Source organism: Pantoea phosphatilytica (assembly GCF_051025615.1).
Lineage (GTDB): Bacteria > Pseudomonadota > Gammaproteobacteria > Enterobacterales > Enterobacteriaceae > Pantoea.
The window spans coordinates 1,486,595-1,507,735 of sequence record NZ_JBPFDF010000001.1 but is presented as its reverse complement, the minus strand read 5'-3'; the positions used below and the strand labels follow the sequence as shown (position 1 = coordinate 1,507,735).

Annotated in this window: 28 protein-coding genes; 8 read left to right on the top strand and 20 right to left on the bottom strand. The window is 56.1% G+C overall.

Going from position 1 to position 21,141, the window contains the following annotated elements; all coding sequences use genetic code 11:
• Window positions 1-41 precede the first annotated feature (41 nt).
• The gene (locus ACR6AS_RS07440; RefSeq protein ID WP_434161605.1) at window positions 42-236 is read left to right on the top strand and encodes a YodC family protein; all 195 of its coding nucleotides are present in this window, start codon (window positions 42-44) and stop codon (window positions 234-236) included.
• Between the two features lie 63 nt (window positions 237-299).
• Here the strand turns inward: ACR6AS_RS07440 and ACR6AS_RS07435 are convergent, their stop codons facing one another.
• From ACR6AS_RS07435 to ACR6AS_RS07425, 3 genes are all read right to left on the bottom strand, one after another.
• The gene (locus ACR6AS_RS07435) at window positions 300-1,520 is read right to left on the bottom strand and encodes a glycosyltransferase family protein (protein ID WP_111141186.1); all 1,221 of its coding nucleotides are present in this window, start codon (window positions 1,518-1,520) and stop codon (window positions 300-302) included.
• A 30-nt stretch (window positions 1,521-1,550) separates the two neighbouring features.
• The gene (locus ACR6AS_RS07430; protein ID WP_111141185.1) at window positions 1,551-2,339 is read right to left on the bottom strand and encodes a mannosyl-3-phosphoglycerate phosphatase-related protein; all 789 of its coding nucleotides are present in this window, start codon (window positions 2,337-2,339) and stop codon (window positions 1,551-1,553) included.
• 353 nt (window positions 2,340-2,692) lie between these two features.
• A complete protein-coding gene (locus tag ACR6AS_RS07425) occupies window positions 2,693-2,926 on the bottom strand; it encodes a DUF2525 domain-containing protein (protein WP_111141184.1) in 234 nt (77 codons plus the stop codon).
• 313 nt (window positions 2,927-3,239) lie between these two features.
• Here ACR6AS_RS07425 and ACR6AS_RS07420 point away from each other — a divergent pair, with 313 nt between their 5' ends.
• Together ACR6AS_RS07420 and dsrB are read left to right on the top strand one after the other, a co-directional pair.
• Complete coding sequence (locus tag ACR6AS_RS07420) at window positions 3,240-3,398, top strand: YqaE/Pmp3 family membrane protein (protein ID WP_111141183.1); 159 nt, start codon at window positions 3,240-3,242, stop codon at window positions 3,396-3,398.
• A 63-nt stretch (window positions 3,399-3,461) separates the two neighbouring features.
• Window positions 3,462-3,656: a protein DsrB gene (dsrB, locus tag ACR6AS_RS07415; protein ID WP_111141182.1), complete on the top strand. Its 195-nt coding sequence runs from the start codon at window positions 3,462-3,464 to the stop codon at window positions 3,654-3,656.
• A gap of 140 nt (window positions 3,657-3,796) precedes the next feature.
• Here the strand turns inward: dsrB and ACR6AS_RS07410 are convergent, their stop codons facing one another.
• The 15 genes from ACR6AS_RS07410 to fliF form a co-directional block, all read right to left on the bottom strand.
• Window positions 3,797-5,503 (bottom strand): methyl-accepting chemotaxis protein, encoded by a 1,707-nt coding sequence (locus ACR6AS_RS07410; RefSeq protein ID WP_111141205.1) that lies wholly within the window; start codon window positions 5,501-5,503, stop codon window positions 3,797-3,799.
• 142 nt (window positions 5,504-5,645) lie between these two features.
• On the bottom strand, window positions 5,646-6,281 hold the full coding sequence (gene rcsA, locus ACR6AS_RS07405; protein WP_009089542.1) for a transcriptional regulator RcsA: 636 nt from the start codon (window positions 6,279-6,281) through the stop codon (window positions 5,646-5,648).
• A 627-nt stretch (window positions 6,282-6,908) separates the two neighbouring features.
• Window positions 6,909-7,694, bottom strand: coding sequence for a flagellar biosynthetic protein FliR (gene fliR / locus ACR6AS_RS07400; protein ID WP_367395571.1), 786 nt, complete (start codon window positions 7,692-7,694; stop codon window positions 6,909-6,911).
• Complete coding sequence (gene fliQ / locus ACR6AS_RS07395) at window positions 7,694-7,963, bottom strand: flagellar biosynthesis protein FliQ (protein WP_003854466.1); 270 nt, start codon at window positions 7,961-7,963, stop codon at window positions 7,694-7,696. Before fliQ ends, fliR begins: the two co-directional genes overlap by 1 nt.
• Before the next feature lie 25 nt (window positions 7,964-7,988).
• Entirely contained in the window at window positions 7,989-8,720 is a 732-nt protein-coding gene (gene fliP / locus ACR6AS_RS07390; RefSeq protein WP_111142214.1) for a flagellar type III secretion system pore protein FliP, read from the bottom strand.
• Entirely contained in the window at window positions 8,720-9,118 is a 399-nt protein-coding gene (gene fliO, locus ACR6AS_RS07385) for a flagellar biosynthetic protein FliO (RefSeq protein ID WP_111142211.1), read from the bottom strand. The genes fliP and fliO overlap by 1 nt, the downstream gene beginning before the upstream one ends.
• 13 nt (window positions 9,119-9,131) lie before the next feature.
• Window positions 9,132-9,539, bottom strand: a complete 408-nt coding sequence (gene fliN, locus ACR6AS_RS07380; RefSeq protein ID WP_003854471.1) for a flagellar motor switch protein FliN — start codon at window positions 9,537-9,539, stop codon at window positions 9,132-9,134.
• On the bottom strand, window positions 9,532-10,539 hold the full coding sequence (gene fliM / locus ACR6AS_RS07375; RefSeq protein WP_293771461.1) for a flagellar motor switch protein FliM: 1,008 nt from the start codon (window positions 10,537-10,539) through the stop codon (window positions 9,532-9,534). The genes fliN and fliM overlap by 8 nt, the downstream gene beginning before the upstream one ends.
• A gap of 4 nt (window positions 10,540-10,543) precedes the next feature.
• The gene (gene fliL / locus ACR6AS_RS07370; protein ID WP_111139993.1) at window positions 10,544-11,029 is read right to left on the bottom strand and encodes a flagellar basal body-associated protein FliL; all 486 of its coding nucleotides are present in this window, start codon (window positions 11,027-11,029) and stop codon (window positions 10,544-10,546) included.
• A gap of 129 nt (window positions 11,030-11,158) precedes the next feature.
• Window positions 11,159-12,424 carry a flagellar hook-length control protein FliK gene (locus ACR6AS_RS07365; RefSeq protein WP_434161600.1) on the bottom strand — a complete coding sequence of 422 codons (1,266 nt, stop codon included), beginning with the start codon at window positions 12,422-12,424 and terminating at the stop codon, window positions 11,159-11,161.
• Window positions 12,421-12,864, bottom strand: a complete 444-nt coding sequence (gene fliJ, locus ACR6AS_RS07360) for a flagellar export protein FliJ (protein WP_111139991.1) — start codon at window positions 12,862-12,864, stop codon at window positions 12,421-12,423. Before fliJ ends, ACR6AS_RS07365 begins: the two co-directional genes overlap by 4 nt.
• Window positions 12,865-12,889: 25 nt before the next feature.
• On the bottom strand, window positions 12,890-14,254 hold the full coding sequence (gene fliI / locus ACR6AS_RS07355; RefSeq protein ID WP_140916955.1) for a flagellar protein export ATPase FliI: 1,365 nt from the start codon (window positions 14,252-14,254) through the stop codon (window positions 12,890-12,892).
• Entirely contained in the window at window positions 14,254-14,946 is a 693-nt protein-coding gene (fliH, locus tag ACR6AS_RS07350) for a flagellar assembly protein FliH (RefSeq protein ID WP_111139989.1), read from the bottom strand. The genes fliI and fliH overlap by 1 nt, the downstream gene beginning before the upstream one ends.
• Window positions 14,939-15,931, bottom strand: coding sequence for a flagellar motor switch protein FliG (gene fliG / locus ACR6AS_RS07345; RefSeq protein WP_008926874.1), 993 nt, complete (start codon window positions 15,929-15,931; stop codon window positions 14,939-14,941). Before fliG ends, fliH begins: the two co-directional genes overlap by 8 nt.
• Window positions 15,928-17,649: a flagellar basal-body MS-ring/collar protein FliF gene (gene fliF, locus ACR6AS_RS07340; protein ID WP_111139988.1), complete on the bottom strand. Its 1,722-nt coding sequence runs from the start codon at window positions 17,647-17,649 to the stop codon at window positions 15,928-15,930. The genes fliG and fliF overlap by 4 nt, the downstream gene beginning before the upstream one ends.
• A 230-nt stretch (window positions 17,650-17,879) precedes the next feature.
• Between fliF and fliE the strand changes: the two genes are divergently transcribed.
• Window positions 17,880-18,191 (top strand): flagellar hook-basal body complex protein FliE, encoded by a 312-nt coding sequence (gene fliE, locus ACR6AS_RS07335; RefSeq protein WP_111139987.1) that lies wholly within the window; start codon window positions 17,880-17,882, stop codon window positions 18,189-18,191.
• Between the two features lie 188 nt (window positions 18,192-18,379).
• Window positions 18,380-18,721 (top strand): hypothetical protein, encoded by a 342-nt coding sequence (locus ACR6AS_RS07330; RefSeq protein ID WP_293771442.1) that lies wholly within the window; start codon window positions 18,380-18,382, stop codon window positions 18,719-18,721.
• 135 nt (window positions 18,722-18,856) lie between these two features.
• On the opposite strand, the gene ACR6AS_RS07325 is transcribed toward ACR6AS_RS07330, so the two are convergent.
• On the bottom strand, window positions 18,857-19,057 hold the full coding sequence (locus tag ACR6AS_RS07325) for a hypothetical protein (RefSeq protein WP_111139975.1): 201 nt from the start codon (window positions 19,055-19,057) through the stop codon (window positions 18,857-18,859).
• A gap of 271 nt (window positions 19,058-19,328) precedes the next feature.
• On the opposite strand from ACR6AS_RS07325, the gene ACR6AS_RS07320 reads away from it, so the two are divergent.
• Window positions 19,329-19,577 (top strand): hypothetical protein, encoded by a 249-nt coding sequence (locus ACR6AS_RS07320; RefSeq protein ID WP_128084347.1) that lies wholly within the window; start codon window positions 19,329-19,331, stop codon window positions 19,575-19,577.
• 39 nt (window positions 19,578-19,616) lie between these two features.
• Here ACR6AS_RS07320 and ACR6AS_RS07315 read toward each other — a convergent pair whose 3' ends face one another.
• Window positions 19,617-20,249: a helix-turn-helix domain-containing protein gene (locus ACR6AS_RS07315; RefSeq protein ID WP_434161596.1), complete on the bottom strand. Its 633-nt coding sequence runs from the start codon at window positions 20,247-20,249 to the stop codon at window positions 19,617-19,619.
• A gap of 136 nt (window positions 20,250-20,385) precedes the next feature.
• Between ACR6AS_RS07315 and ACR6AS_RS07310 the strand changes: the two genes are divergently transcribed.
• Entirely contained in the window at window positions 20,386-20,769 is a 384-nt protein-coding gene (locus ACR6AS_RS07310) for a hypothetical protein (protein WP_111139972.1), read from the top strand.
• A complete protein-coding gene (locus tag ACR6AS_RS07305) occupies window positions 20,756-21,097 on the top strand; it encodes a hypothetical protein (RefSeq protein ID WP_128084346.1) in 342 nt (113 codons plus the stop codon). Before ACR6AS_RS07310 ends, ACR6AS_RS07305 begins: the two co-directional genes overlap by 14 nt.
• Window positions 21,098-21,141: the final 44 nt, after the last annotated feature.

The window sequence follows — 21,141 nt, the reverse complement described above, 5'->3', positions numbered from 1 at the left end:
ATCATCACCCCGGTTATTAACATTCGTAAAAGGAGCGCATCATGGTTTTTGCAATCAGTGAGGAAGTGCAACACAAGGAAGAGGGCCAGACAATGGTGGTGACCGGCTACGCCAGTGGCATGGTCGAGTGCCGCTGGTATGACGGCTACGCGATGCGCAGTGAAGCTTTCCGCAGCGATGAGCTGTGTGCGACAGCACCGGCGCAGCAGCTGGCGGGCTCAGGCCTGCAGGTCTGACGACCAGGCAGGCCCGGTGAGCAAAACGCTGTGGCGGGCACACTCTGTGCCGCCCGCTCAGCTTCAGACGTTGCCGTCGTTATCCTCTTCAACGGCCTGGTAGATGCGTTGTAAGACATCCGGGAACGCAGACTGCACCCGGCTCCAGCTCGGAATAAACGGTTTGTCGTTAGGCCGTTCGATAAAGGCCTGACCCGCTTCCAGGATCGACTGGGTGAACATCTCCACCGCCGCTTCCTCGACATGCTGATCAAACTTCAGGCCGTTCATCGCCGCCTCATGGTTATAGGTTTCCATCATATCCAGCGCATTACGGTAGTAGGTCGCCTTCAGCACCCGGAACGAGTCACTGGTCAGCGGCACACCCATCGTGGCGAGCTTACGCAGCAGCGACTGAACAATGTCACTGCTCATACGTTTCAGGCCGCCGGTGCCATCATCTTCCGCCAGCGGCTGATGCTTGTGATCGTAGTTATCGGCGATCTCCACCTGACATGACTGGCGGGTAGTATAGTTACGGTAAATCTCCGACAGCACACCGATTTCCAGCCCCCAGTCTCCCGGAATTTTGATGCCGTTCAGCACATGCGTCCGCATGGCAAACTCGCCGGACAGGGGATAGCGGAAACTCGACAGATAATCCAGATACTCGGAATGACCGTAGACTTTCTGCAGCGAGCGCAGCAGCGGGCCGACCAGCAACCGTCCTACGCGGCCATTGAGCTTGCCGTCGGCCACGCGTGCGTAGAAGCCTTTGCAGAACTCATACTGAAAGGCCGGATTAGCCAGCGGGTAGAGCAGGCGGGCCAGCATTCCGCGCTCGTAGGTGACGATATCGCAGTCATGCAGGGCGACGCAGCTGGTGCGGTCGGATGCCAGCGTATAACCGGTGCAGAACCAGACGTTACGTCCCTTGCCGGGCTGGGTAGGGGATAAACCCTCCTTATCCAGCTCGGCATCAATAGCCTTCAGACGCGGGCCATCATTCCACAGAATGCGATGCCGCTGCGGCAGCCGGGAGAAAAATTCGCGCGCATAGAGAAACTGGTCGCGGTCAGCCCGATCCAGACCGATGACAATTTCGTCCAGATAGGGCACTTTCGCCAGCTCATCGACGATATTCGTCAGTGCCGGGCCTTCAAGTTCGGAAAACAGCGATGGCAGGATCAGCCCCATTTTGCGTTTGCGGGCAAAGCGTACCATCTCTTTTTCCAGCGACTCCACGCTGCGGTGGGTCAGATTGTGGAAATTGGTGATTACGCCATTCTGATAAAAGTCACTCATCGCATCATCCTTTTAATGCCCGCGGGCAGCTTATTGAGGTTGAGTCAAAAAATAGTCCAGCCCTTCACGCCAGCCCTCGGGGCCGTGATGCGCCGTGTGATAAACCTGCTGCTGATCGGTGCGGGTAAGGGTGACCGGTGTTTTACTGTAGCCCCGGATCACCACGGCGTAGTCCACCGCATCCAGCATCGGGGCATCGTTGGGCCCGTCGCCCAGACCGATGGTGACGCGCGACTCACCGGGTGAGTGATCCAGCAGCCAGCGCAGCGCCTGGCCCTTGCCGCAGCCCGCGGGCATCACATGCCAGAAACGGCCACCCTGAGTCAGGGCCAGGCCTTCAGCGCCCAGCGCCTCGCGAAACTGCGCCAGCGCCTCCTCACTGTCGCGCCAGACCACCACCTCGGAGGCGTCGCGCTGACGCGACAGCGCCGCATCTGCCTCGCTCAGGCCGGTCATCGAAGCCACGTCCGGGTCGGAGAAGTCATGAAAACCGGTGAAGCGCCAGGTGGCTTTCATGGCGGCCAGCCGTTCGCAGATCGCCTCATAGGTCTGCGTGTCATCCAGGCGAACCCGCTGCTGATCGTGCGTCTGTACCACGGCGCCGTTCTCCGCAATAAAGGGCGAGCCGCTGATACCCAGCCTTTTCTGCAGCGGAATAATCTCGGCGGCCGTTTTACTGGAACAGATCACCAGCGGCACGGCCTGCTGTTTCAGCGTGGCAAGCCATTCGCTGGCCGCATCCCAGCGATAGGTGTGATGGTCGAGCAATGAACCATCCAGGTCGGTAACGATCATTAACGGTTGATGGAGAGTGGGCATTAACAGGCTCCTTTCATCACGTTCGCGGCTAAAGCAGCGATTTTTCAATATTATAGTTGAATCTGGCGCACACTTTTTTTAATGCGCCGTCTGCGATGAATCCAGGATTAATCTTAAAAATTTGTGCCGGAACAGGCGACGTGCGCGAAGTGCGCAGAGGCTAAGTGGCTGTCTGACGCGGTATTTTCGGTAACTTCAGAACTGAAATTTCCGGATAGGGTGCAGAAATGTGCATATCAGGTGCTTGTTTCGCCTGTGGGATAGCGTAATCTGCACAGGTGTTAAGAATTCCCTGGTGTAACGAATTGAATTTTTACCCGGCCATCCCGCCGGGTATTTTTTTGAAATCGATTTCAGCGATTCGCTTCACTGGCGCGGTAATCGCAGATATCGATTTCGAATGCCTCAGCCAGTTCGCTGTAAGAGTGGAAAATCCGGCCATCCGCTTCCAGCCGTGGCGCCTGCTCCTGCTCCATATAATCCCGCACCTCTCCCGATGTCCTGGCCTGAATCGCCGCCAGTAATCCCTCGATATCCACCTTCAGTTCGGACGGTTGCCCGTCGCTGTGCTGTTTTTCGTCTGTCATGTGCTGACCTCCGGATGCAAACAGAGTGATCAGTATAGAACGCGGCAGTAAAAGGGGAGTCCAGGCAGATCGCAGAAAAAAAGCCCGCGCTGCGCGGGCAAAATCCTTGTTACTAACAGGTTGGCTGCACCTCTGGGGGGGCAGCAGCAGGATGAGTGTAACGGCCCGGCACGTCAGAAGTCCGGCAGCGAACTGTCAGGAAAGCGAAAAGGTGTAACCTTACTCAGATTTACCTGACTTTTCGCCTGAAGAGAGCAGATTCAGCTATAGTTGAAGATAAAGCTGATTTATTTCAACACCTAAAGGAAGGGTTATGGACATCTTAAAAATTATTATCGCTATCCTGTTGCCACCGCTGGGCGTGTTTATGCAGGTCGGTTTTGGCGGCGCTTTCTGGCTGAATATTCTGCTGACTCTCTGTGGTTATATTCCTGGTATCGTTCATGCTGTCTGGGTGATTGCCCGTCGCTAACGCGCTGCATCGCCACGGTTCTTCGTTTAGACTGTATTCAGCTACTCATCAGGAGAACCGATAATGAAGGTCAATGACCGCGTCAGCGTCAAAACCGATGGCGGCCCGCGCCGCACCGGCACTATTCTGGCTATGGAGCCATTTAATGAGGGCACCATGTTTCTGGTCGCGCTCGAAGATTACCCGCTGGGAATCTGGTTCTTTAATGAGCTGCATCAGCCGGATGGGATTTTTGTTGAGCCTTACGAGGACGCCTGAACCTGACGTGACGTAAAAAAGCCGCCTTCCCGCAAAACGGGAAGGCGGCTTTTTGCTCTCTGAGGCCGGGTGGCGACGGGCGTCACGCACTCATCCGGCCGGTTGTTCGGTTAAAGTGGCCGCAGTGTCAGCCGCCTGACTCAGAAGGTTTCCCAGTTATCGTTACCGGCGGCCAGCGCCGGACGGGAGGCAATAGCAGGGCTCTTTAACGCTGCCGCCTCACGCGCAGGCGTGCGGAGGGCGGCGGGCGCGTCCTGCAGACGGAACGCTGCCACGGCCTGGGTCAGTTTGCCTGCCTGATCTTCCAGCGAGGCGGCTGCGGCGGTGGCTTCTTCCACCAGTGAGGCGTTCTGCTGGGTCACATTATCCATCTCGGTAACGGCCTGGCTGACCTGCTGAATCCCCCGGCTCTGCTCGTCCGACGCCGCCGCGATCTCCGACATAATATCGGTCACGCGACGCACCGCTTCGACAATTTCACCCATGGTGTTGCCGGCGGCACCAACCTGATGCGAGCCGTCATTAATCAGCGTGACCGACTCGGCGATCAGGGATTCAATCTCTTTAGCCGCCTGCGCACTGCGCTGTGCGAGATTCCGCACCTCACTGGCCACGACCGCGAAGCCACGACCCTGTTCACCGGCACGCGCGGCTTCAACCGCCGCATTCAGCGCCAGGATGTTGGTCTGGAAGGCGATACTGTTAATGACGTTGGTGATCTCGGCAATCTTCTTCGAACTGCCAGAAATATTGTTCATGGTTTTCACCACGCTGCCCACCAGTTCGCCCCCGCTGCGCGCTTTGCCGGAGGCATCGGCCGCGAGCTGACTGGCGTGGTGTGCATTCTCGGCGTTCTGTTTCACTGTCGCGGTCAGCTGCTCCATGCTGGCAGCGGTCTGCTCCAGCGCGGCGGCCTGCTGCTCGGTGCGTGACGAGAGGTCGGTGTTACCGGCAGAAATCTCACTGGAACCCTGATAGATCGCCACCGCACCTTCACGCACCGTTCCCACGGTGGTGACCAGCGCCTGCTGCATCAGCTGCAGGTTATAGATCAGCGTGCCGATCTCACTGCGGCCATGCGGCAGAGGCGGGGAGGTCAGGTCACCCTGAGCAATACGTTCGATACGCTGCACCGACAGGCGCAGCGGCGTGATGACTACGCGGCGCAGGAAGACAAAGGTCATCAGCACCAGCACCAGCGCGGCGGCAAAGGCCACCGCCATTGAGATAAAGCCGACGCGCGACTGATGGTCCGCCTGCGCATTGATCGCCATCGCCCGGTCAGTACGGATCTTAATCGCCTTCAGCAATACCGCGTTGTAGTCATCATCCAGCTTGCGGGTTACATCGGTTTCCTGAGCGATAATGCCCTCGAAGCTGCCCTCTTTACCGGCGTTGATCATCGGGATCAGGCCTTTGGTGATGTAATCGTTGAAGCGGGCCTTCAGGCTGCTATCGAGTTCCGTGTCGGCGGGCGATTTTACCTCCCGCGCTTCATACACGGCGAAGCCCTCTTTGGCCTGCTGGATGCGTTTTTCGGCCGCTGCCACATTGGCACGAAACTCATCCATTTCCCCGATACGCGCGGCGGCACCGGCCTGGATAATAGTCAGGCGGGCGGTACGCAGATGGTTCGAACTGTTTGAAAGGCCCATGCGAACCTGAATCTCGTTGGTCGCATCATCAAGAGAGTGATTGCTTAAAATCAGGAAGTAACTGGCGACACCGATACAGAGTGCAAACAGCAGCAAAATGCCGCCGAAGATCAGGCTAAACAGCGGCACCAGACGGAGATTCTGCCAGAGGCCCGCGCTTTTCTGTCCATCATTATCTACTGCAGTGTTCATATCCATGCTCTCATGAGGCTGATTGTTATAAAACTTAACATCGGCAGCCGGAGCAGAAGACTTAACAGCCAGAGTGAGACGCAGATCGCAATTTCGCGCAATAAAAAACCGGCCATAAAGGCCGGTTCCTGTGCTGCGACAATCAGCGAATATTAACGTAAATACCCGAGGTCACATTATCCGTCAAACGAACAACATGATAAATAACCTGCTTATTATGGGTTTTGATTTTGCGTTTAATATTCCCTTTGTGCGACGAAACCGTCTTGGCCTTAATTTGCATCTTGTCTGAAATCTGGATGGTATCATGACCTGACATCCACATTTTCAGCATGTTTGATTCAGTCTGGCTCAGCGTCAGCGGATGTACATCCATGCCCGAAGAGATGCGCGCAGACTGGTTAAGCTTCTTCTGCAAATAGGTACTGAGTAAGGAATCAAGGGTCGAAGTCTTCATCGATTTTGACGTAATAATCAGGTTCTTACGAACGTAGAGATATTCCTCAAAATGGATATTGCTGATCGCCATGAATATAAAAAACAGTGTGTCAGGATGCTGTGTAATAATGCTGCGAATGCGTTCGCTGGAGTCAGACTCATGAATGAAGCAATCTTCATTAATAAAGACGACACCAGGATTTAATTGCTCACATTTTTGCTGTAGTTGTTCAATATCGGAGACAGACGAGATGTTCTTCTTCTTAACTCCTTTTAAAGACATGTAGTCTGTTAATCCCAGGCGTGTGTAGTTGCAGGAATCCATAATAATAGTTGGCATAATAGCGACCCTCACCAATTTGTTATCCGTTTAAATCAACGATGAATACGCGTTGCGGTACGAGAGAGATTTCTTAGGTACTTTTTTATTCTGCTCGTGCAGTTTGGCAACAGGCAACCGCCCGTAAAAGTCTTCATCCCTGACCCGTTCTGCAAAAATTTTGTGCTGCCCTGACGTCATACATTCTCCGGCCGTGGCGGGGAATGCCAGTGAAGTGCCGGAGGTTAAGTAAAACGCGTTTTTTGAGAGCAAAATCACTATCCCTGAAAACACAGAGTTTTCTGATAGGATAATTCTCAAAAGCATTTGTTTTACGAAAGTGTGACGCCTCAGCGTGCGATGACAATGCCGGAAAAAACATTTTTTAACAAGAAAAATCACTTAAAGTTTTTTTTCTATCAAATTCATGGGTTTACCGGATTTGCCCGCCAATTCACAGTCTAAGTGCTTCCGTGAACCACCCAACTAAAATACGCGAAGCCCGGTTTAATAAGAATTATTTTCAGACTCTGCGCACATTTATCAGAATTTCCTTAGTTGCATTCTGAAAAACATGGTTCGGAAAATGCACGTATGGTTTTGCGATACTTAAGTTTAATGAGACGAAAGTAGTTAGAAACTTAATGTTCAGGGACGGGATAGTTCTGTCAGGAACAGGGTGAGTAAATCAAAGACTTCCCCGAACAAATGCTCGCAGAACGGGGCGAGAAGGGGCATCAGCAGGCTGATGGTTAAAATTCCGACTGTTAAGGTAATCGGAAAGCCAATTGCGAAGATTGATAACTGTGGTGAAACACGGTTTAACAAACCTAGTACCAGATTTAGCATGAGTAACAAAACGATTAAGGGTAGCGCTAACATCATGCCATTAAGGAAAATTAATCCGCCCGATTTCACCAGCGCCATAAACGCATTGGCATTCAGCGGGTGTCCGCCAATCGGCAGCGTATGAAAACTGTCCGCCAGCAGCGAGATCAGCCATAAATGCCCGTTGAAGGTCAGGAACAGTAACATCGCCAGCATGTCGAGGAAACGGGCCAGTACCGGCATGTTAAGACGGCTGCCGGGATCGAAAAAGGTGGCGAAGGAGATGCCCATCTGCAGACCAATCACCTCACCGGCGCAGCGCACAGCCGCAAAGGCAAACTGCATGGTAAAGCCGAGCGCGATACCAATCAGCATCTGCTGAATAAGCAGCCAGAAACCCGCCGGAGAAAACAGGGTGACATTCACTGCAGGTAACAGCGGCATCAGCAGCCAGGTGATCATCACCGCCAGACCGATTTTGACACGCTTGCTGACAGATCGTTCACTGAGGATGGGTGCGGTGGCGAACAACGCCATGATGCGCACCAGCGGCCAGAAGAACTGGCTGACCCACTGAACCAGCTGACTGCTGTCGAGAGTAATCATCAGCCGATGATATAAGGCAGGTTAGTAAAGACGGTACGGATGTAGTCCAGAAGCAGATTCAGCATCCAGGGTCCGGCAATGATACCGGTGGTGGCGACCGCCAGGATCTTGGGAATAAAGGATAAGGTCTGTTCGTTGACCTGGGTCGCCGCCTGGATCAGGCTGATCAGCAGGCCGCTGACCAGCGCGGCCAGCAGCAGCGGGGCGGCCAGCATCAGGGCGACGCGCATCGCTTCCTGTCCCATTACCATTACTGATTCAGGTGTCATGTGTTGCTCCGGTAAAAAAGGGGGATCAGGAGTAGAAACTTTGCGCCAGTGAACCGACCAGCAGTTGCCAGCCATCGACCAGAACAAACAGCATCAGTTTAAACGGCAGCGATATGGTCGCGGGTGGAACCATCATCATCCCCAGCGCCATCAGCACGCTGGCTACCACCAGGTCAATGATCAGGAACGGAATAAAGACGGTAAAGCCAATCTGGAAAGCGGTCTTGAGTTCACTGGTCACATAGGCTGGCAGCAGAATGCGCATCGGCACGGCTTCCGGACCGGCAATCGGCGCGGTATTGGCCAGCCTGGCAAACAGGGCGAGATCCGCCTCGCGAGTCTGACGCAGCATAAAGTCACGCAGCGGCTGAGCACCTTTCTCAATCGCGACATCCATGCTGATCTTGTCCTGACTGAACGGCAGATAAGCATCCTGATAAATTTTGTCGAAGGTCGGCGCCATAATAAAGAAGGTCAGAAACAGCGACAGACCGAGCAGAACCTGGTTCGGCGGCGCCGAGGGGGTGCCCAGGGCGTTACGCAGTAAACCGAATACAATGATGATGCGGGTGAAGCTGGTCATCATCAGCAGCACCGCCGGGATAAAGGTCAGGGCGGTGATAAAGACCAGCGTCTGAACCGGCAGGGACCAGCTCTGACCGCCGCCAGGCAGCGAGTGACTCACCAGACCCGGCAGCTGGGCATGGGCAGCCGGTGCCAGTAACAGCAGTGGCAATAAAGCAAGCAGTCGACGCATCATTGTGGTTTTCCGGGACGTTTAACCAGATTCTGTAATAACTGACGAAAATCCTGTGGCGCACGATTGTCCGGCGTCACGGAGACCGGCTGACCCGGTGGCAGCGTGTGCAGATGGGTAATCTGCTGCGCGGTGACGCCCAGCACCAGACGGGCATCGGCCGTATCAACAATCACGACGCGCTCACGCTGGCCAACGGAGACGCTGGCGGTGAGCTTCAGCTCCTGGCTACTGACTTTCTTCGGCGCGAAGCCGGCACGACGTGCCAGCCAGGCGCAGGCCAGAATCAACAGAATAATTACGGCTAAGACGCTGCTGACCTGCGCCAGCATAGAGCCGGTAGAGATCGCCTGCGCGTGCGGCGTCGCCGTCTGCAGCGTTTGATTCTGGCTGTTCATAGTCAGTGGCTCTTTAGCGACTCAGACGACGCATACGTTCAGACGGGGTGATGATGTCGGTGATGCGCACGCCATATTTGTCGTTCACGACCACCACTTCCCCCTGCGCGATCAGGTAACCGTTGATCAGAATATCCAGCGGTTCACCCGCCAGGCCATCCAGTGACACCACGGAACCCTGCGTCAGACGCAGCAGCTCTTTGATCGTCATCTTGGTGCGGCCCAGTTCTACGGTGAGCTTCACCGGGATATCCATAATCAGGTCGATATCCTGCAGCGAGCCAGCGACGTTGCCGCTGTCGAATGATTTAAAAACGTCATCGGTCTGCGGCGCGCTGCTGCTGCCGACCTGCTCATTCATCGCTTCAGCCCACAGATCGTCTGCAGAGATATCGTCAGACGGTTTATTACTGTCAGTCATGGGGCTGTTCCTCGTTCAGCGAATTCAAAATCGGGTTAATCAGGTGTTCAACACGGAGCGCGTACTGACCATTCATCGTGCCATACTGGCTGGTTAAGACCGGGACGCTATCCACATGCGCGATAATGCGTTCCGGCTTCTCAATCGGCAGCACATCGCCAGGTTTCAGCTGCAGGATCCGTGACAGACGCAGTGAGGTTTCGGCAAAGTGTGCAATCAGTTCCAGCTCAGAGTGCTGCACCTGTTTGACCAGGTTGTCACGCCAGTGGTTATCTTCCTGACGTGAGTTTTCGAGCGGTGGATTCACCAGCAGCTCGCGCAGCGGTTCAATCATTGAAAACGGGATGCAGATATTAAACTCACCTACCAGGTTACCGATCTCCACCTGGAACGGCGTGTTGACCACGATATCGTTCGGTGAGGTGGTAATGTTGGTGAACTTCACCTGCATTTCTGAACGTACATACTCGACGTCCAGAGGATAAATCGCTTTCCAGGCATCGCTGTAACCATCCAGCGCCAGCTTCAGCATGCGGCGGATGACGCGCTGCTCGGTATGGGTAAACTCACGGCCTTCGACTTTGGTCGGAAAGCGGCCGTCGCCACCAAACAGGTTATCGACGGCAATAAACACCAGGCTCGGTGAGAACACCACGAGTGCTGTGCCGCGCAGCGGTTTCAGGTGGATCAGGTTCAGGTTAGTCGGCACCGGCAGGTTGCGGGCAAACTCATGATACGGCTGAATCTTGATCGTCCCGACGCTGATATCCGGGCTGCGGCGCAGCAGGTTAAACAGCGCCATACGGAAACTACGGGCAAAACGCTCGTTAATAATCTCCAGCGCCTGCAGACGCTCGCGCACCACGCGACGCTGGGTATTCGGGTCGTAAGGACGAATGTCGCCTTCCGGCCCGCTTTGTTTCTTTTCTTCTTCCGCGCTGCCGCTGTCGCCGTTCAGAAGGGCGTCAATTTCAGCCTGGGAGAGAATACTATCGCCCATTGATTCACCTCAAAATGAAGGCAGTAAACAGCACATCGTTTACGACCTGCGGAGGTTGACCTTTTACCAGCGGTGGGGCCAGCGCCTGTTTGATTTGTTCAACAAGCGCCTGTTTTCCCTGCTCGGTCGCCAGCGCCGCAGCACTCTGACGCGAGAGCAGCAGCAGCAGACGGCTGCGCACCTCAGGCAGATAATCATTCAGCCGACGACGGGTATCCTCATCGGCCAGACGCAGGGTAAAGCCTACGTAAAGCACGCGGTCAGGATCGTTGTCGGGATTGACCAGGTTAACCGTAAATGTATCAAGTGCAAAAAAGACCGGAGCGGGAGGCGGTTCAACTTTCGCCACCTCAGGCTTATCACCCTCGTGTTTGTTCATCATTCGCCAGACTGCATAGCCTGCCACGCTGCAAGCGGCCAGCGTCACAATGAGCAACACCGGTATTAAGAGTTTACGTTTGCGGCCTTTTGCTTTTGCGTTTTCAGACATGGTTGCAGTTACTTCCTGTGAATTATGGGCAAGCCTCTCGGCTCACGGGACAGATTATCCCGCGTCTTAAGTCAAACCAATGGGAAGAAAAGACGCGGGTTTTACGCTTACCTTCAGCGTTTGTCGCTGTCAGGCAAAAGTGTCGACGGCGCTGTTGCCGCTGACGCGAGCCTGAAGGGCGGCGGGGACGGCAATCGGCGTGATGTCGGTGTCACTGTCCTGGGAGAGGGAGAAGCGGCCATGCTGTCCATCGCGAGGCGCCTCCTGCTGCTGGAAGCTCTGGCCCTGCGCGGAACTGTCACTGCTCACCTGACTCTCGCCCAGGTTAATACCGCTCTCTGCCAGTGCGCTGCGCAGCTGCGGTATCGCGGCTTCCAGCGCCGATCTGACATGGCTGTGGCTGGAAACCAGACTAATTTGTGCCTGGTCGTTATCCAGTTTCAGGCTGATCTGGATAGCGCCAAGATCTTCCGGGTGCAGACGCAATTCCGCATTCTGCTGACCGTTGCGGCTGAACATGACAATCTGCTGACTCAGCGCCTGCTGCCATTCGTCGCTGCCCAGCTGCGCATTCAGCATCGGCGTGGCTGGCGTGCTGCTGGTCGCAGAGGCGGTCACCGGGGCCGGCAGGCTGCTGGCGCTGCTCACTGGCGGCGCGGTGAGCGCGTTATCGCTGTTGCTGGCTTTCACCGCCGCCTGGTCATCCTGCTTCACGAGCATGTTCAGCGCCTGCTGGAAACCGGCATCGGGCGTCAGGCCAGTGCCGGTTGCGCTTTTCGCCGGGGCTGAACCCTGGCTGGCTGCGCTGCCGGCCGCAGAGGCATCCGCGGCGGCACCTTTCGCGTCATGTTTCTCAGCTTTATCCGCTGGCGCAGTAGTCTGTGCACTGTTGAGCAGTTGCATCAGCGGGTTCTGTGCTTTGCGGTCGCCGCCAGCCTGAGCTATCAGCTCGCCGGCCTCACCGCTGACCGGGGTCGGCGTTGCGGCAGCGGCGGTTGTCACGCCGGGTAACATGGCGAACAGCGCCTGCACATTCTGCAGCTCGCTGGCGCTCAGGGCGGCCACGTCCGGCTTGTCTTTATCATCGGCTGATTTTGGATCAGCTTTAATATTTTCCGGTTTAAACAGGCCACTCAGTGCAGCCGGATTTTCCAGTGCCGCCATTAGCGCATTCAGGGTAGGTTTGGCCCGCGCGTCATCGCCTTTTTCGGCTTTCATATCAGCCGATTGCAGCGTTTTTCCGGGCTGCTTAGCCAGCCCCAGAAGCTGGTTGCCCAGCGCGGTCAGAAAGTCCTGTGGCAGGGCATCATTGCCCGCTGTGGCATCAGCTGAAACTGATGGTTCAGCGTCAGTTTTCACCGCCGCTTTTGTGGCAATGTGTGGCAGCGTAATCATTCGCCTCTCCTCAATGCGGCCCGTTGGGCAAATTCGTCCATCCGTTTCTGATCGAGACGGTTTTCCTGTCGTGATGCGTTTTCTGCTGCCCGCGTAATCAGGGTCTGATAGGCATTCAGCCGCTGCTGCTTGTCGCGCCAGTTAATCAGCGCCTGTTCGAGCCGCTGATTCCAGTGATTGAGCTGGTTACGGTGCTGCTCGATCGCTTTTTCCAGCGTCTGAATAAACTGGTGATAGTTGGTCCAGCGGGTGCTGGCGATACCTGATGACATGTCATCGTTGAGTTTGTTGCGATATTCGTCCTGATAATCGAGCAGCATCGTCAGCTGCTCGTTGGCGGCATGCTGGCCGCGACGCATATCGCCTAAGTAGATGGCGGCGCGTTCGAGATCCTGCTCCGCTAAATCACGCAGCGTGTCGATGGCATTTGCAGTTTTCATTGCCGTTACCTCGCGTTAAAGGGTGTTACTGTCCAAACAGCGCATGCAGATGCAGGGTGGCGTCGTCGTAATCGCTGCGCTCAAAAATCCCCTGCTGCAGGAAGGCTTCCATCTGCGGATAGAGTTTGATGGCTTTATCGAGCATCGGGTCGCTCCCGGCGGCGTAGGCGCCGACGCTGACCAGATCCCGGTTACGCTGGAAGCTGGAGAGCAACTGCTTGAACTGGCGTACCTGCGCATAGTGGTTCTCATCGATCAGATGTGTCATCGCACGGCTGATCGAGGCTTCAATATCGATGGCCGGGTAGTGACCCGCTTCGCCCAGCCGGCGTGACAGCACGATGTGGCCGTCAAGGATGGCGCGCGCGGAGTCGGCGATCGGATCCTGCTGATCGTCGCCCTCGGTCAGAACGGTATAGAAGGCGGTAATCGAACCGCCGCCGTCGATGCCGTTACCGGCGCGTTCAACCAGCGCAGGCAGTTTGGCGAACACGGAAGGCGGATAGCCTTTGGTGGCGGGCGGCTCACCGATCGCCAGCGCAATCTCACGCTGCGCCATGGCGTAGCGGGTGAGGGAGTCCATAATCAGCAGGACGTGCTTGCCGCGATCGCGAAAATCTTCCGCAATGCGCGTGGCGTAGGCGGCACCCTGCATACGCAGCAGCGGGGAGACATCGGCCGGGGCGGCGATGACCACTGAACGGGCGCGGCCTTCGGCACCGAGAATATTCTCGATAAAATCTTTGACCTCGCGGCCACGTTCACCGATCAGGCCGACCACGATGACGTCCGCTTTGGTATAGCGCGCCATCATGCCCAGCAGCACGCTTTTACCCACGCCCGAACCGGCAAACAGGCCCATACGCTGGCCACGGCCAACCGTCAGCAGCGCGTTGATTGCCCGCACGCCGGTATCCAGCACGTCGGTAATCGGCGTACGCTGTAAGGGGTTAAAGGGCGGGGTGATCAGCGGCGCACGATAGCCGGTATCCGGCGACGGCAGACCATCCAGCGGACGGCCACTGCCGTCAAGAACGCGGCCCAGCAGTTCCGGCCCCAGCATCAGCTGCTTGCCTGCCTGCGGGTTATCGCCATTCTGACGGGCATAGACTCGCGCGCCAGGTAAAATGCCGTCCACCTCTTCCAGTGGCATCATCAGCAGTTTCTGGCCGTTAAATCCCACCACTTCGCTTTCGATTTCGCTGATGGCTTTGCCATCGTTGCGTTCAATGATGCAGGTTGCCCCCAGCGGTAACTGCAGGCCGGTCGCTTCCAGCACCAGACCGGTGGCGCGGGTCAGGCGACCATAACGGCGCACCGGTTGCACCTGGGCGATGCGTTTCTCAAAGGCGTCCAAAGATCCCAGCCAGCGGTTCAGACGGGTGGTCATTAAATTTCTCCTGGTGCCGCAAGACGGCAGAGTTCCTGCCAGCGCGTGGCGACGCTGGCATCCAGGTCACCATCTTCTGCGCTGAGTTTGCAGCCGCCGGGATGGAGGGTGCTGTCGGCGATCAGACGCCAGCCGTGCAGATCCAGCGTCGGGCCCAGGGTCTGCTCAATGCGCTGTAAGTCATCCGGATGAACACGCAGCTGCGGTTTGCCGCTGAACATCGGTTCCTGCTGCAGTAAGCCCTGAATCTGGCGCAGCAGGGCAGTGCCATCGACGGCGGTTGCCTGGCCGATAACGGAGCGTGCCGCTTCCAGAGCCAGCTGCATCAGACGCGCGGCGATCACGCTGTCCAGGGATTCCAGGGTGTTCTGGAACTCGGTAACCAGCTGCTGCATCCGCGCCTGAAGCGGCGCCTGCTGCTGCTGGGCATCCACCAGGCCCTGCTGAAAACCGGCGTCATAGCCCGCTTTCTGACCTTCGGTCATGCCCTGCTGATAGCCTTCGTTGTATCCCTGGCCCTGCGCCTCTTTCCGCATCTGCTGCTGCAGGCGTTCGAGCTGCAGTTGCTGCTCATCGACGCCATCATCCGATTCGGTAAATTCAGGCTCCGGCGCGGCTTCAGGCTCATCGAAACGGCCTAAATCTGTGGGCTGCCACAGCTGCCAGGGACGGGCAGAAAATGCATCAGACATACGTTTCCTCACCACCACCAATTACCATCTCGCCCGATTCGGCCAGGCGGCGAACCACCAGCAGGATCGCTTTCTGTTCGTTTTCCACCGCAGACATACGCACCGGCCCCCGGTTTGCCAGATCGTCGCGCAGAATATCGGCTGCACGGGCTGACATGTTTTTGAGGAACTTCTCGCGCAGTGGCTGTTCGGCACCTTTCAGCGCCACCAGCAGCTGCTCGGACTCCACTTCCTGCAACAGACGCTGGATGCTGCGGTCGTCCACTTCCACCAGGTTCTCGAACAGGAACATCTCGTCGATAATTTTCTGCGCCAGTTCGCCATCGAAGTCGCGTACCGCTTCGATAACCGCCTCTTCCTGCTGCGTTTTCATCAGGTTGATGATCTCGGCTGCGGTTCTCACGCCGCCCATCTTCGCGCGCTTGAGGTTGGTACCGTCCAGCAGCCCGTTCAGCACTTCGGTCAGTTCGGCCAGCGCGGCTGGCTGCACACCACCAAAGGTGGCGATACGCAGCATCACGTCGTGACGCAGACGCTCGTCGAACAGCGCCACGATGTCGGCGGCCTGGGCACGTTTCAGGTGTACCAGAATGGTGGCGATGATCTGCGGATGCTCGTCGCGAATCAGGTCGGCAGCAGCCTGCGGCTCCATAAAGTTGAGTGTTTCCATGCCGCTGGTGGTGTCGCGCGTTTCGAGGATGTCCTCCAGCAGGCTGGAGGCGCGCTCTTCGCCCAGCGCCCGGGTCAGTACCGAACGCAGATATTCGTTGGAGTTCAGGCTCAGCGCCGCGAACTGCTCGGCATCCGCTTCGAACTCACGCAGGACCTCGGTCAGCTGTTTGTGCGACACCTGACGCATATTCGCCATCGCGCCGCTCAGGTGCTGCACCTCACGCTGGTTCAGGTGTTTGAAGACTTCCGCCGCGCGCTCTTCACCAATGGTCATCATCAGGATGGCGCTTTTTTCAGTTCCGGTCAGACTCATAGCTCTTTACTCATCCATTCACGAATGACCAGCGCTACCACACGCGGATCGTTTTCTGACATGTCGCGGATGCGTTGACTCATCACTTCTGCGCTCATGCGGTTGTTAGACTTACGTTCCTGCTCCAGCTCATCTTTGCTGAGCTGTACGCTAAAGGCTTCTTCTTCCGGCTTCTCGGCAGCGCGGGCGGCAATGGCTTCAGCAGCGGCTTTGTCTGCGGCCTGCTTGCGAACCAGATGCGGACGAACCAGTTTGCGATAGAGAATGAAGGCGACCAGGGCAACCAGCAGCCACTTACCGGCATCCATCAGCTGTTCAAAGAACGACTGCTGTTGCCAGAAGGGCAGGTCGACGCTCATCGGCTCGGTGGTGTTAAACTGCGAGTTCACCACGTTGACGCTGTCACCACGATTCTGAGAGTAACCCATCGCTTCACGGGTCAGATCTTCAATCTGTTTCAGCTGCTGCTCATTCAGCGCAATGGCTTTGCCTTTATCATCCGCACGGTAGTTCACGACGACCGCAACCGACAGACGCTGCACGTCGCCGACGTTCATTTTGGTGTGACGAATGGTGCGATCCAGTTCGTAGTTCACCGTGTCGTCACGACGTGAGTTCGTCGGCGTTGCGCTGGCGGCGGTGCTGGTGGCCTGCGTGGCGTTGTTAGCCGCATTGTTCTGACCGTTCGCGTTCTGACCATTGGCCGCATTGTTGTTCGGCGTCGTTACCGGCGCAGTGTTGGCTGGCGCAGGCTGATTGGAGAGCGCGCCCGGCACGCCGCCCGGATATGGGGAACCAGACTGGTCACTGGTGCTGGTCTGCCGCGAACGGATAGCGGTGTTCGACGGGTTAGCGTTAGGCTGATATTTCTCATCTGTCTGCTCGCTGGTGTCGAAGTTAATCTGTGCGGTGACCTGTGCATGAACGTTACCCTGACCGAGAATCGGATTCAGGATCGCTTCAATACGTTGCTGATAGCGCGCTTCAACTTCTGCGGCATATTTCAGCTGCGCATCATTGAGATCGCGACCGGCGGCATCGGAGCGGGTCAGCAGGCGACCGGCCTGATCGACGACGGTGACGTTGCCTGGCGGTAAACCTGCAACGCTGCTCGACACCATGTGCGCGATCGCCTGAATCTGGCCTTCATCCAGCGCACGGCCGGGCTGCAGGGTTAAGGTGACAGAGGCGGAGGGCGCTTTCTGCTCACGCACAAACAGGGTCGGTTTAGGCATCGCCAGATGGACGCGGGCGGTTTTGACCGGACCGAGTGATTCAATGGTGCGGGCCAGTTCGCCTTCCAGCGCACGCTGATAGTTCACCTGCTCGCTGAACTGACTGATGCCAAACTTCTCTTTATCCAGCAGCTCAAAGCCTACAGAGCCACCTTTCGGCAGACCCTGCTGAGCCAGACGCAGACGCAGCTCATGCACATTCGCTTCCGGCACCATCAGCGCGCCGCCGTTTTCAGCGAAACGGTAGGGGATGTTCATCTGCGTCAGCTGAGTCACGATGGCGCCGCCATCCTCATCTGAGAGGTTGTTATAAAGAACGCTGTAGCTGGGCTGCTTTGCCCACAGCACCATCGCGATCACGATCGCTACCACTGCGGCAGCGGCAACGATTAAAGGGATACGCGGGTTTGCGCGCAGGCGAGCGAGCAGGTCACCGAAGCCTTTCTTATCTTGTTCTGTTGTGGCGGCTGTGCTCGCATTCATGACCGATTCCTGCCTGACGTAATTGACCGGGTAAGTTGAGATGGCAAAACAGACTCCCTGACCTGCGTAGATAAAATTTCCACTTCAATGCCAGGCATTATTAGGTGATAAGCAAAATTCGATGGCTGGATAAGGTAGGTTTTTTGCTGTCATTTAGCGGCTTTGTCTCATTGACAACGTGCTAACTTTTGAGCACAGAAAAAATAACTCCTCTTTAAAAGGTATCGTTTATGTCCATTCAGGCAATCGACGGCGTGCTGCAGCAGCTGCAGGCGACCTCACTGCAGGCCAGCAACCGCAGCAGTGAAGCCACCCATCAGATCGATTTCGGCGCCACCATGAAAGCGGCGCTGGATAAGATCAGTGAGACCCAGACCACCGCCCGCACTCAGGCGCAGGATTTTGAGATGGGGAAACCCGGCATTGCCCTGAATGATGTGATGGTCGATCTGCAGAAATCTTCAATCTCGATGCAGATGGGGATTCAGGTCAGGAATAAGCTGGTGTCAGCGTACAGCGAAATCATGAATATGCAGGTGTAGGTTGCCTGAGAGCTGAATAATCACACAGCGCCACGCCTTCCGCGTTCTGAAGCCGGAGCAGGCAGGTCCGCCAGTGATAAGGTGACCGCGCCCGGCTATACTTCTGTTTACTTCAGCGCGTGGCAGACAAAAGGGTCCTCCGTCTGCCGCGCTTTTCCGCTTTTCTGTGAACAGCAGGACGCTCACCTATGTTTAAAACGCTCACCCTTATCGCCTGTTTAACCGCGCTCTCTTCTTCGGCCCTGGCCTCCACGCAGTGCGGACCATTCACCCTTAAACCGGACAGCAGCGGCTGGTTCTCCGTCAATGGGGAGCGCGCAAAGACGCAGAAGGTCACGTTTACAAAACAGAAGGGCGATTACGATAACGCGACGATTAAGCTGCGGGTCAAAAACAGCCGGGCACCGGGGATGGTGGATATGGAGCAGACGACACGGGATGGCAAAGGGATGTTAAGAGCCGAAATCGTCCGCACCAGCCAGAGCCAGATCCGCATACGGGGCGCGTATGATTGCGAACAGGTGAAGTAAATCCGCTGAGGAGAACAACGGGTCATCGCAGCCTGGAAACCGGGGGATGCCTCAGGTGAAAAGGGGAAAACGCCGACAGACTTCGGCGCCGCCTGAATCCTGCAATCCGCGCGCCCGTCGGGCGCGCCATTGGCCTTAGCTGGCTTTAAAGGGATCCTTTTTATCATCCTGGCTGTCGTCGTTTTTACGCGGCACTTCGCCATGATCTTTCGGCGCATCCGTCGCGGGATGATCGTCCTCTTCATACATATTTCCTGCGTGCGGGGCTGCTTCCGGCAGGCTCTTGCTGACATCACCTTCTTTATTACGTTCTTCGTTCGAATTGTGCTTAAACATGCGTCGCTCCTTTTTTCAGTCTCTTAAGTCTAGACCAGCCTGAGCGTCTTATCCGCGCTGAGTTGAGGATGACTTTCAGCAGCAGAGTCGCTGCGAGTGACGTATCCGTTCTGGATTTTGTGCAATGGCCATTCAAAGCAAAAGCCAGACAGCGTCGTAAGCAGATTCAGGCTGGCGATCACTGTCAGGCAGTCCCATGTCGATAAATAAATTCGATTGAAATGATTAAATAAAAGCATATAGTGACCAGCGTTACCAGGAGGTGGATACAATGTTAAGAGACTATTTAAAAATTGAAGCTGACGATCAGCTGATTGAGCAACGCTCGCTGAGCCTGAAGAATCGGGGGCAGGAAGAGGTCACGGAATGGATTATCGTCAATGGTCAGGGGATGAAGACCGGTGGCGTGACCCTGTTTGATAAACTCAGTACCCGCCGCTCGTGGCCGGTCAGTTACCGTATCATGCAGACCGACCTGCAGGGTAACGTGGTGGTCGATCAGCTCACCGACGCCCTGTAACCCCGCAGGCTCCCGCCGGAACCTGGTCTGTGCCAGGTTTTATGCCTGGCGATAGCGGCGCAGTTCGACCAGCGTGCCGATCAGTTTCAGGCTGTCCCGGCTGGAATGCAGATCGGGAAAGTTAATGTTGACCGGGGCGAGTTCAAACTGCACGACACCATCCTGCGGGCCGCGCTGACGCCAGGTGCGCAGCAGGGGAGTCTGCTGCTGCAGGGCCAGCACGCAGTCGCCGGGCTGAGGTGACTGCGTGGGATCGATAATCACCACATCATTCTGCAGGATTGCGGGTGCCATCGCCTGCTCCTCCACACGCATACCAAAGCTCTGCTGCGCAAGCGCCATGTCGTTGTGCATCAGCCACTCACACTTCACAGCCTCCGCATCCGCCAGCCACTGCGTTAGGTTCCGCTGACTCACCAGCGGGATCTGGTGCAGGCCACCCCACGCGCTTTCGCTGAAAACAGGGCCATCCCCATCTATCAGAAACGAGGGCGCGCAGCCCAGCGCTTCGGCGAGCCGCAGCAGGTTCTCGCCGCGCGGCAGCGTCTCCTCTTTTTCCCATTGTGAAACAGCGACATGGGACACGTTTACCTGCTGAGCCAGCTGTTTCTGCGTTAACTGCAATGCCTTACGGCGGAGTCGGATGCGGTCACCCAGGGTTCTGTTTTTCATTGGCTTGACTTTTTGATGAAGTGTGGCTTAAGTATACTTAAGTTGGTAATTTAAGCAATCTTAAATTCCTGGCGGGGATCGTGTCTGATAAGCACGCAGTAAGTTCCAGAGACCTTACCGGATTAAGGGGTGTGGCATGGAAAGTAGTCTGATTACCAGTATGGGTGCGTTAGTTCTGGGTGGGGGGGCAGCAGCACTGTTCTGGAAACCGTTACTGGCAGGGATTGCCTCAATCGTGACCAGTAATCGTGCAGGCGGCGAAATTATTACCAGTTACAAAGAGCAGGTGGTGTTGCTGAAAGAGAGTAATCAACTGATGCGGGAGGAGAACGACGAGCTGCGTGAACGTCATGACAGGAATCTGCGGCGGATTGCGACACTCGAAACCGATCTTCGGTTAATCAAGAACGCGGTAGGGATATTACTGGCCATGACCGAAACCGATCACAACGACAAATTTCGTATCGAGATTGATCGGCTTATCTCAACTCTGGAGGATCGCAGTGATGACAACGATTAATGGTAGTCACTCTCCGATGTCATACCGGCGCAAAGTCATTCTGGGCTGTATTCTGCTGAGCTGCTCAATGATCTGCATCCTGATGACAATTATTTTTCTCTATGTCAGCAACACCGCAAATAAGCGGGTGGAGGAGATCCGGGCAGATTACCGGGTGATCGCCGCGCGACGGGATGACAGAGTCGATCTGCTGACGACGCAGGTGGCGGCGCTGCAGCATAAACTGGATGCCATTCCTGACCGCACCGCGGACAAGACGGTCATCAAAGTCAAAGAGGTGGTGGTGGATGGTGAACTGCCACCGGTCAAAGCGAACGCAAAACCGTAACTTCCGATTATTCTTAGTGCGGCTTCGCTATTATCGACTACATT

Bases quoted from the DNA above. Each gene is read 5' to 3' on its own strand.
- ACR6AS_RS07440 (WP_434161605.1), top strand. From the start codon at position 42: ATGGTTTTTGCAATCAGTGAGGAAGTGCAACACAAGGAAGAGGGCCAG.
- ACR6AS_RS07435 (WP_111141186.1), bottom strand. From the start codon at position 1,520: ATGAGTGACTTTTATCAGAATGGCGTAATCACCAATTTCCACAATCTG.
- ACR6AS_RS07430 (WP_111141185.1), bottom strand. From the start codon at position 2,339: ATGCCCACTCTCCATCAACCGTTAATGATCGTTACCGACCTGGATGGT.
- ACR6AS_RS07425 (WP_111141184.1), bottom strand. From the start codon at position 2,926: ATGACAGACGAAAAACAGCACAGCGACGGGCAACCGTCCGAACTGAAG.
- ACR6AS_RS07420 (WP_111141183.1), top strand. From the start codon at position 3,240: ATGGACATCTTAAAAATTATTATCGCTATCCTGTTGCCACCGCTGGGC.
- dsrB (WP_111141182.1), top strand. From the start codon at position 3,462: ATGAAGGTCAATGACCGCGTCAGCGTCAAAACCGATGGCGGCCCGCGC.
- ACR6AS_RS07410 (WP_111141205.1), bottom strand. From the start codon at position 5,503: ATGAACACTGCAGTAGATAATGATGGACAGAAAAGCGCGGGCCTCTGG.
- rcsA (WP_009089542.1), bottom strand. From the start codon at position 6,281: ATGCCAACTATTATTATGGATTCCTGCAACTACACACGCCTGGGATTA.
- fliR (WP_367395571.1), bottom strand. From the start codon at position 7,694: ATGATTACTCTCGACAGCAGTCAGCTGGTTCAGTGGGTCAGCCAGTTC.
- fliQ (WP_003854466.1), bottom strand. From the start codon at position 7,963: ATGACACCTGAATCAGTAATGGTAATGGGACAGGAAGCGATGCGCGTC.
- fliP (WP_111142214.1), bottom strand. From the start codon at position 8,720: ATGCGTCGACTGCTTGCTTTATTGCCACTGCTGTTACTGGCACCGGCT.
- fliO (WP_111142211.1), bottom strand. From the start codon at position 9,118: ATGAACAGCCAGAATCAAACGCTGCAGACGGCGACGCCGCACGCGCAG.
- fliN (WP_003854471.1), bottom strand. From the start codon at position 9,539: ATGACTGACAGTAATAAACCGTCTGACGATATCTCTGCAGACGATCTG.
- fliM (WP_293771461.1), bottom strand. From the start codon at position 10,539: ATGGGCGATAGTATTCTCTCCCAGGCTGAAATTGACGCCCTTCTGAAC.
- fliL (WP_111139993.1), bottom strand. From the start codon at position 11,029: ATGTCTGAAAACGCAAAAGCAAAAGGCCGCAAACGTAAACTCTTAATA.
- ACR6AS_RS07365 (WP_434161600.1), bottom strand. From the start codon at position 12,424: ATGATTACGCTGCCACACATTGCCACAAAAGCGGCGGTGAAAACTGAC.
- fliJ (WP_111139991.1), bottom strand. From the start codon at position 12,864: ATGAAAACTGCAAATGCCATCGACACGCTGCGTGATTTAGCGGAGCAG.
- fliI (WP_140916955.1), bottom strand. From the start codon at position 14,254: ATGACCACCCGTCTGAACCGCTGGCTGGGATCTTTGGACGCCTTTGAG.
- fliH (WP_111139989.1), bottom strand. From the start codon at position 14,946: ATGTCTGATGCATTTTCTGCCCGTCCCTGGCAGCTGTGGCAGCCCACA.
- fliG (WP_008926874.1), bottom strand. From the start codon at position 15,931: ATGAGTCTGACCGGAACTGAAAAAAGCGCCATCCTGATGATGACCATT.
- fliF (WP_111139988.1), bottom strand. From the start codon at position 17,649: ATGAATGCGAGCACAGCCGCCACAACAGAACAAGATAAGAAAGGCTTC.
- fliE (WP_111139987.1), top strand. From the start codon at position 17,880: ATGTCCATTCAGGCAATCGACGGCGTGCTGCAGCAGCTGCAGGCGACC.
- ACR6AS_RS07330 (WP_293771442.1), top strand. From the start codon at position 18,380: ATGTTTAAAACGCTCACCCTTATCGCCTGTTTAACCGCGCTCTCTTCT.
- ACR6AS_RS07325 (WP_111139975.1), bottom strand. From the start codon at position 19,057: ATGTTTAAGCACAATTCGAACGAAGAACGTAATAAAGAAGGTGATGTC.
- ACR6AS_RS07320 (WP_128084347.1), top strand. From the start codon at position 19,329: ATGTTAAGAGACTATTTAAAAATTGAAGCTGACGATCAGCTGATTGAG.
- ACR6AS_RS07315 (WP_434161596.1), bottom strand. From the start codon at position 20,249: ATGAAAAACAGAACCCTGGGTGACCGCATCCGACTCCGCCGTAAGGCA.
- ACR6AS_RS07310 (WP_111139972.1), top strand. From the start codon at position 20,386: ATGGAAAGTAGTCTGATTACCAGTATGGGTGCGTTAGTTCTGGGTGGG.
- ACR6AS_RS07305 (WP_128084346.1), top strand. From the start codon at position 20,756: ATGACAACGATTAATGGTAGTCACTCTCCGATGTCATACCGGCGCAAA.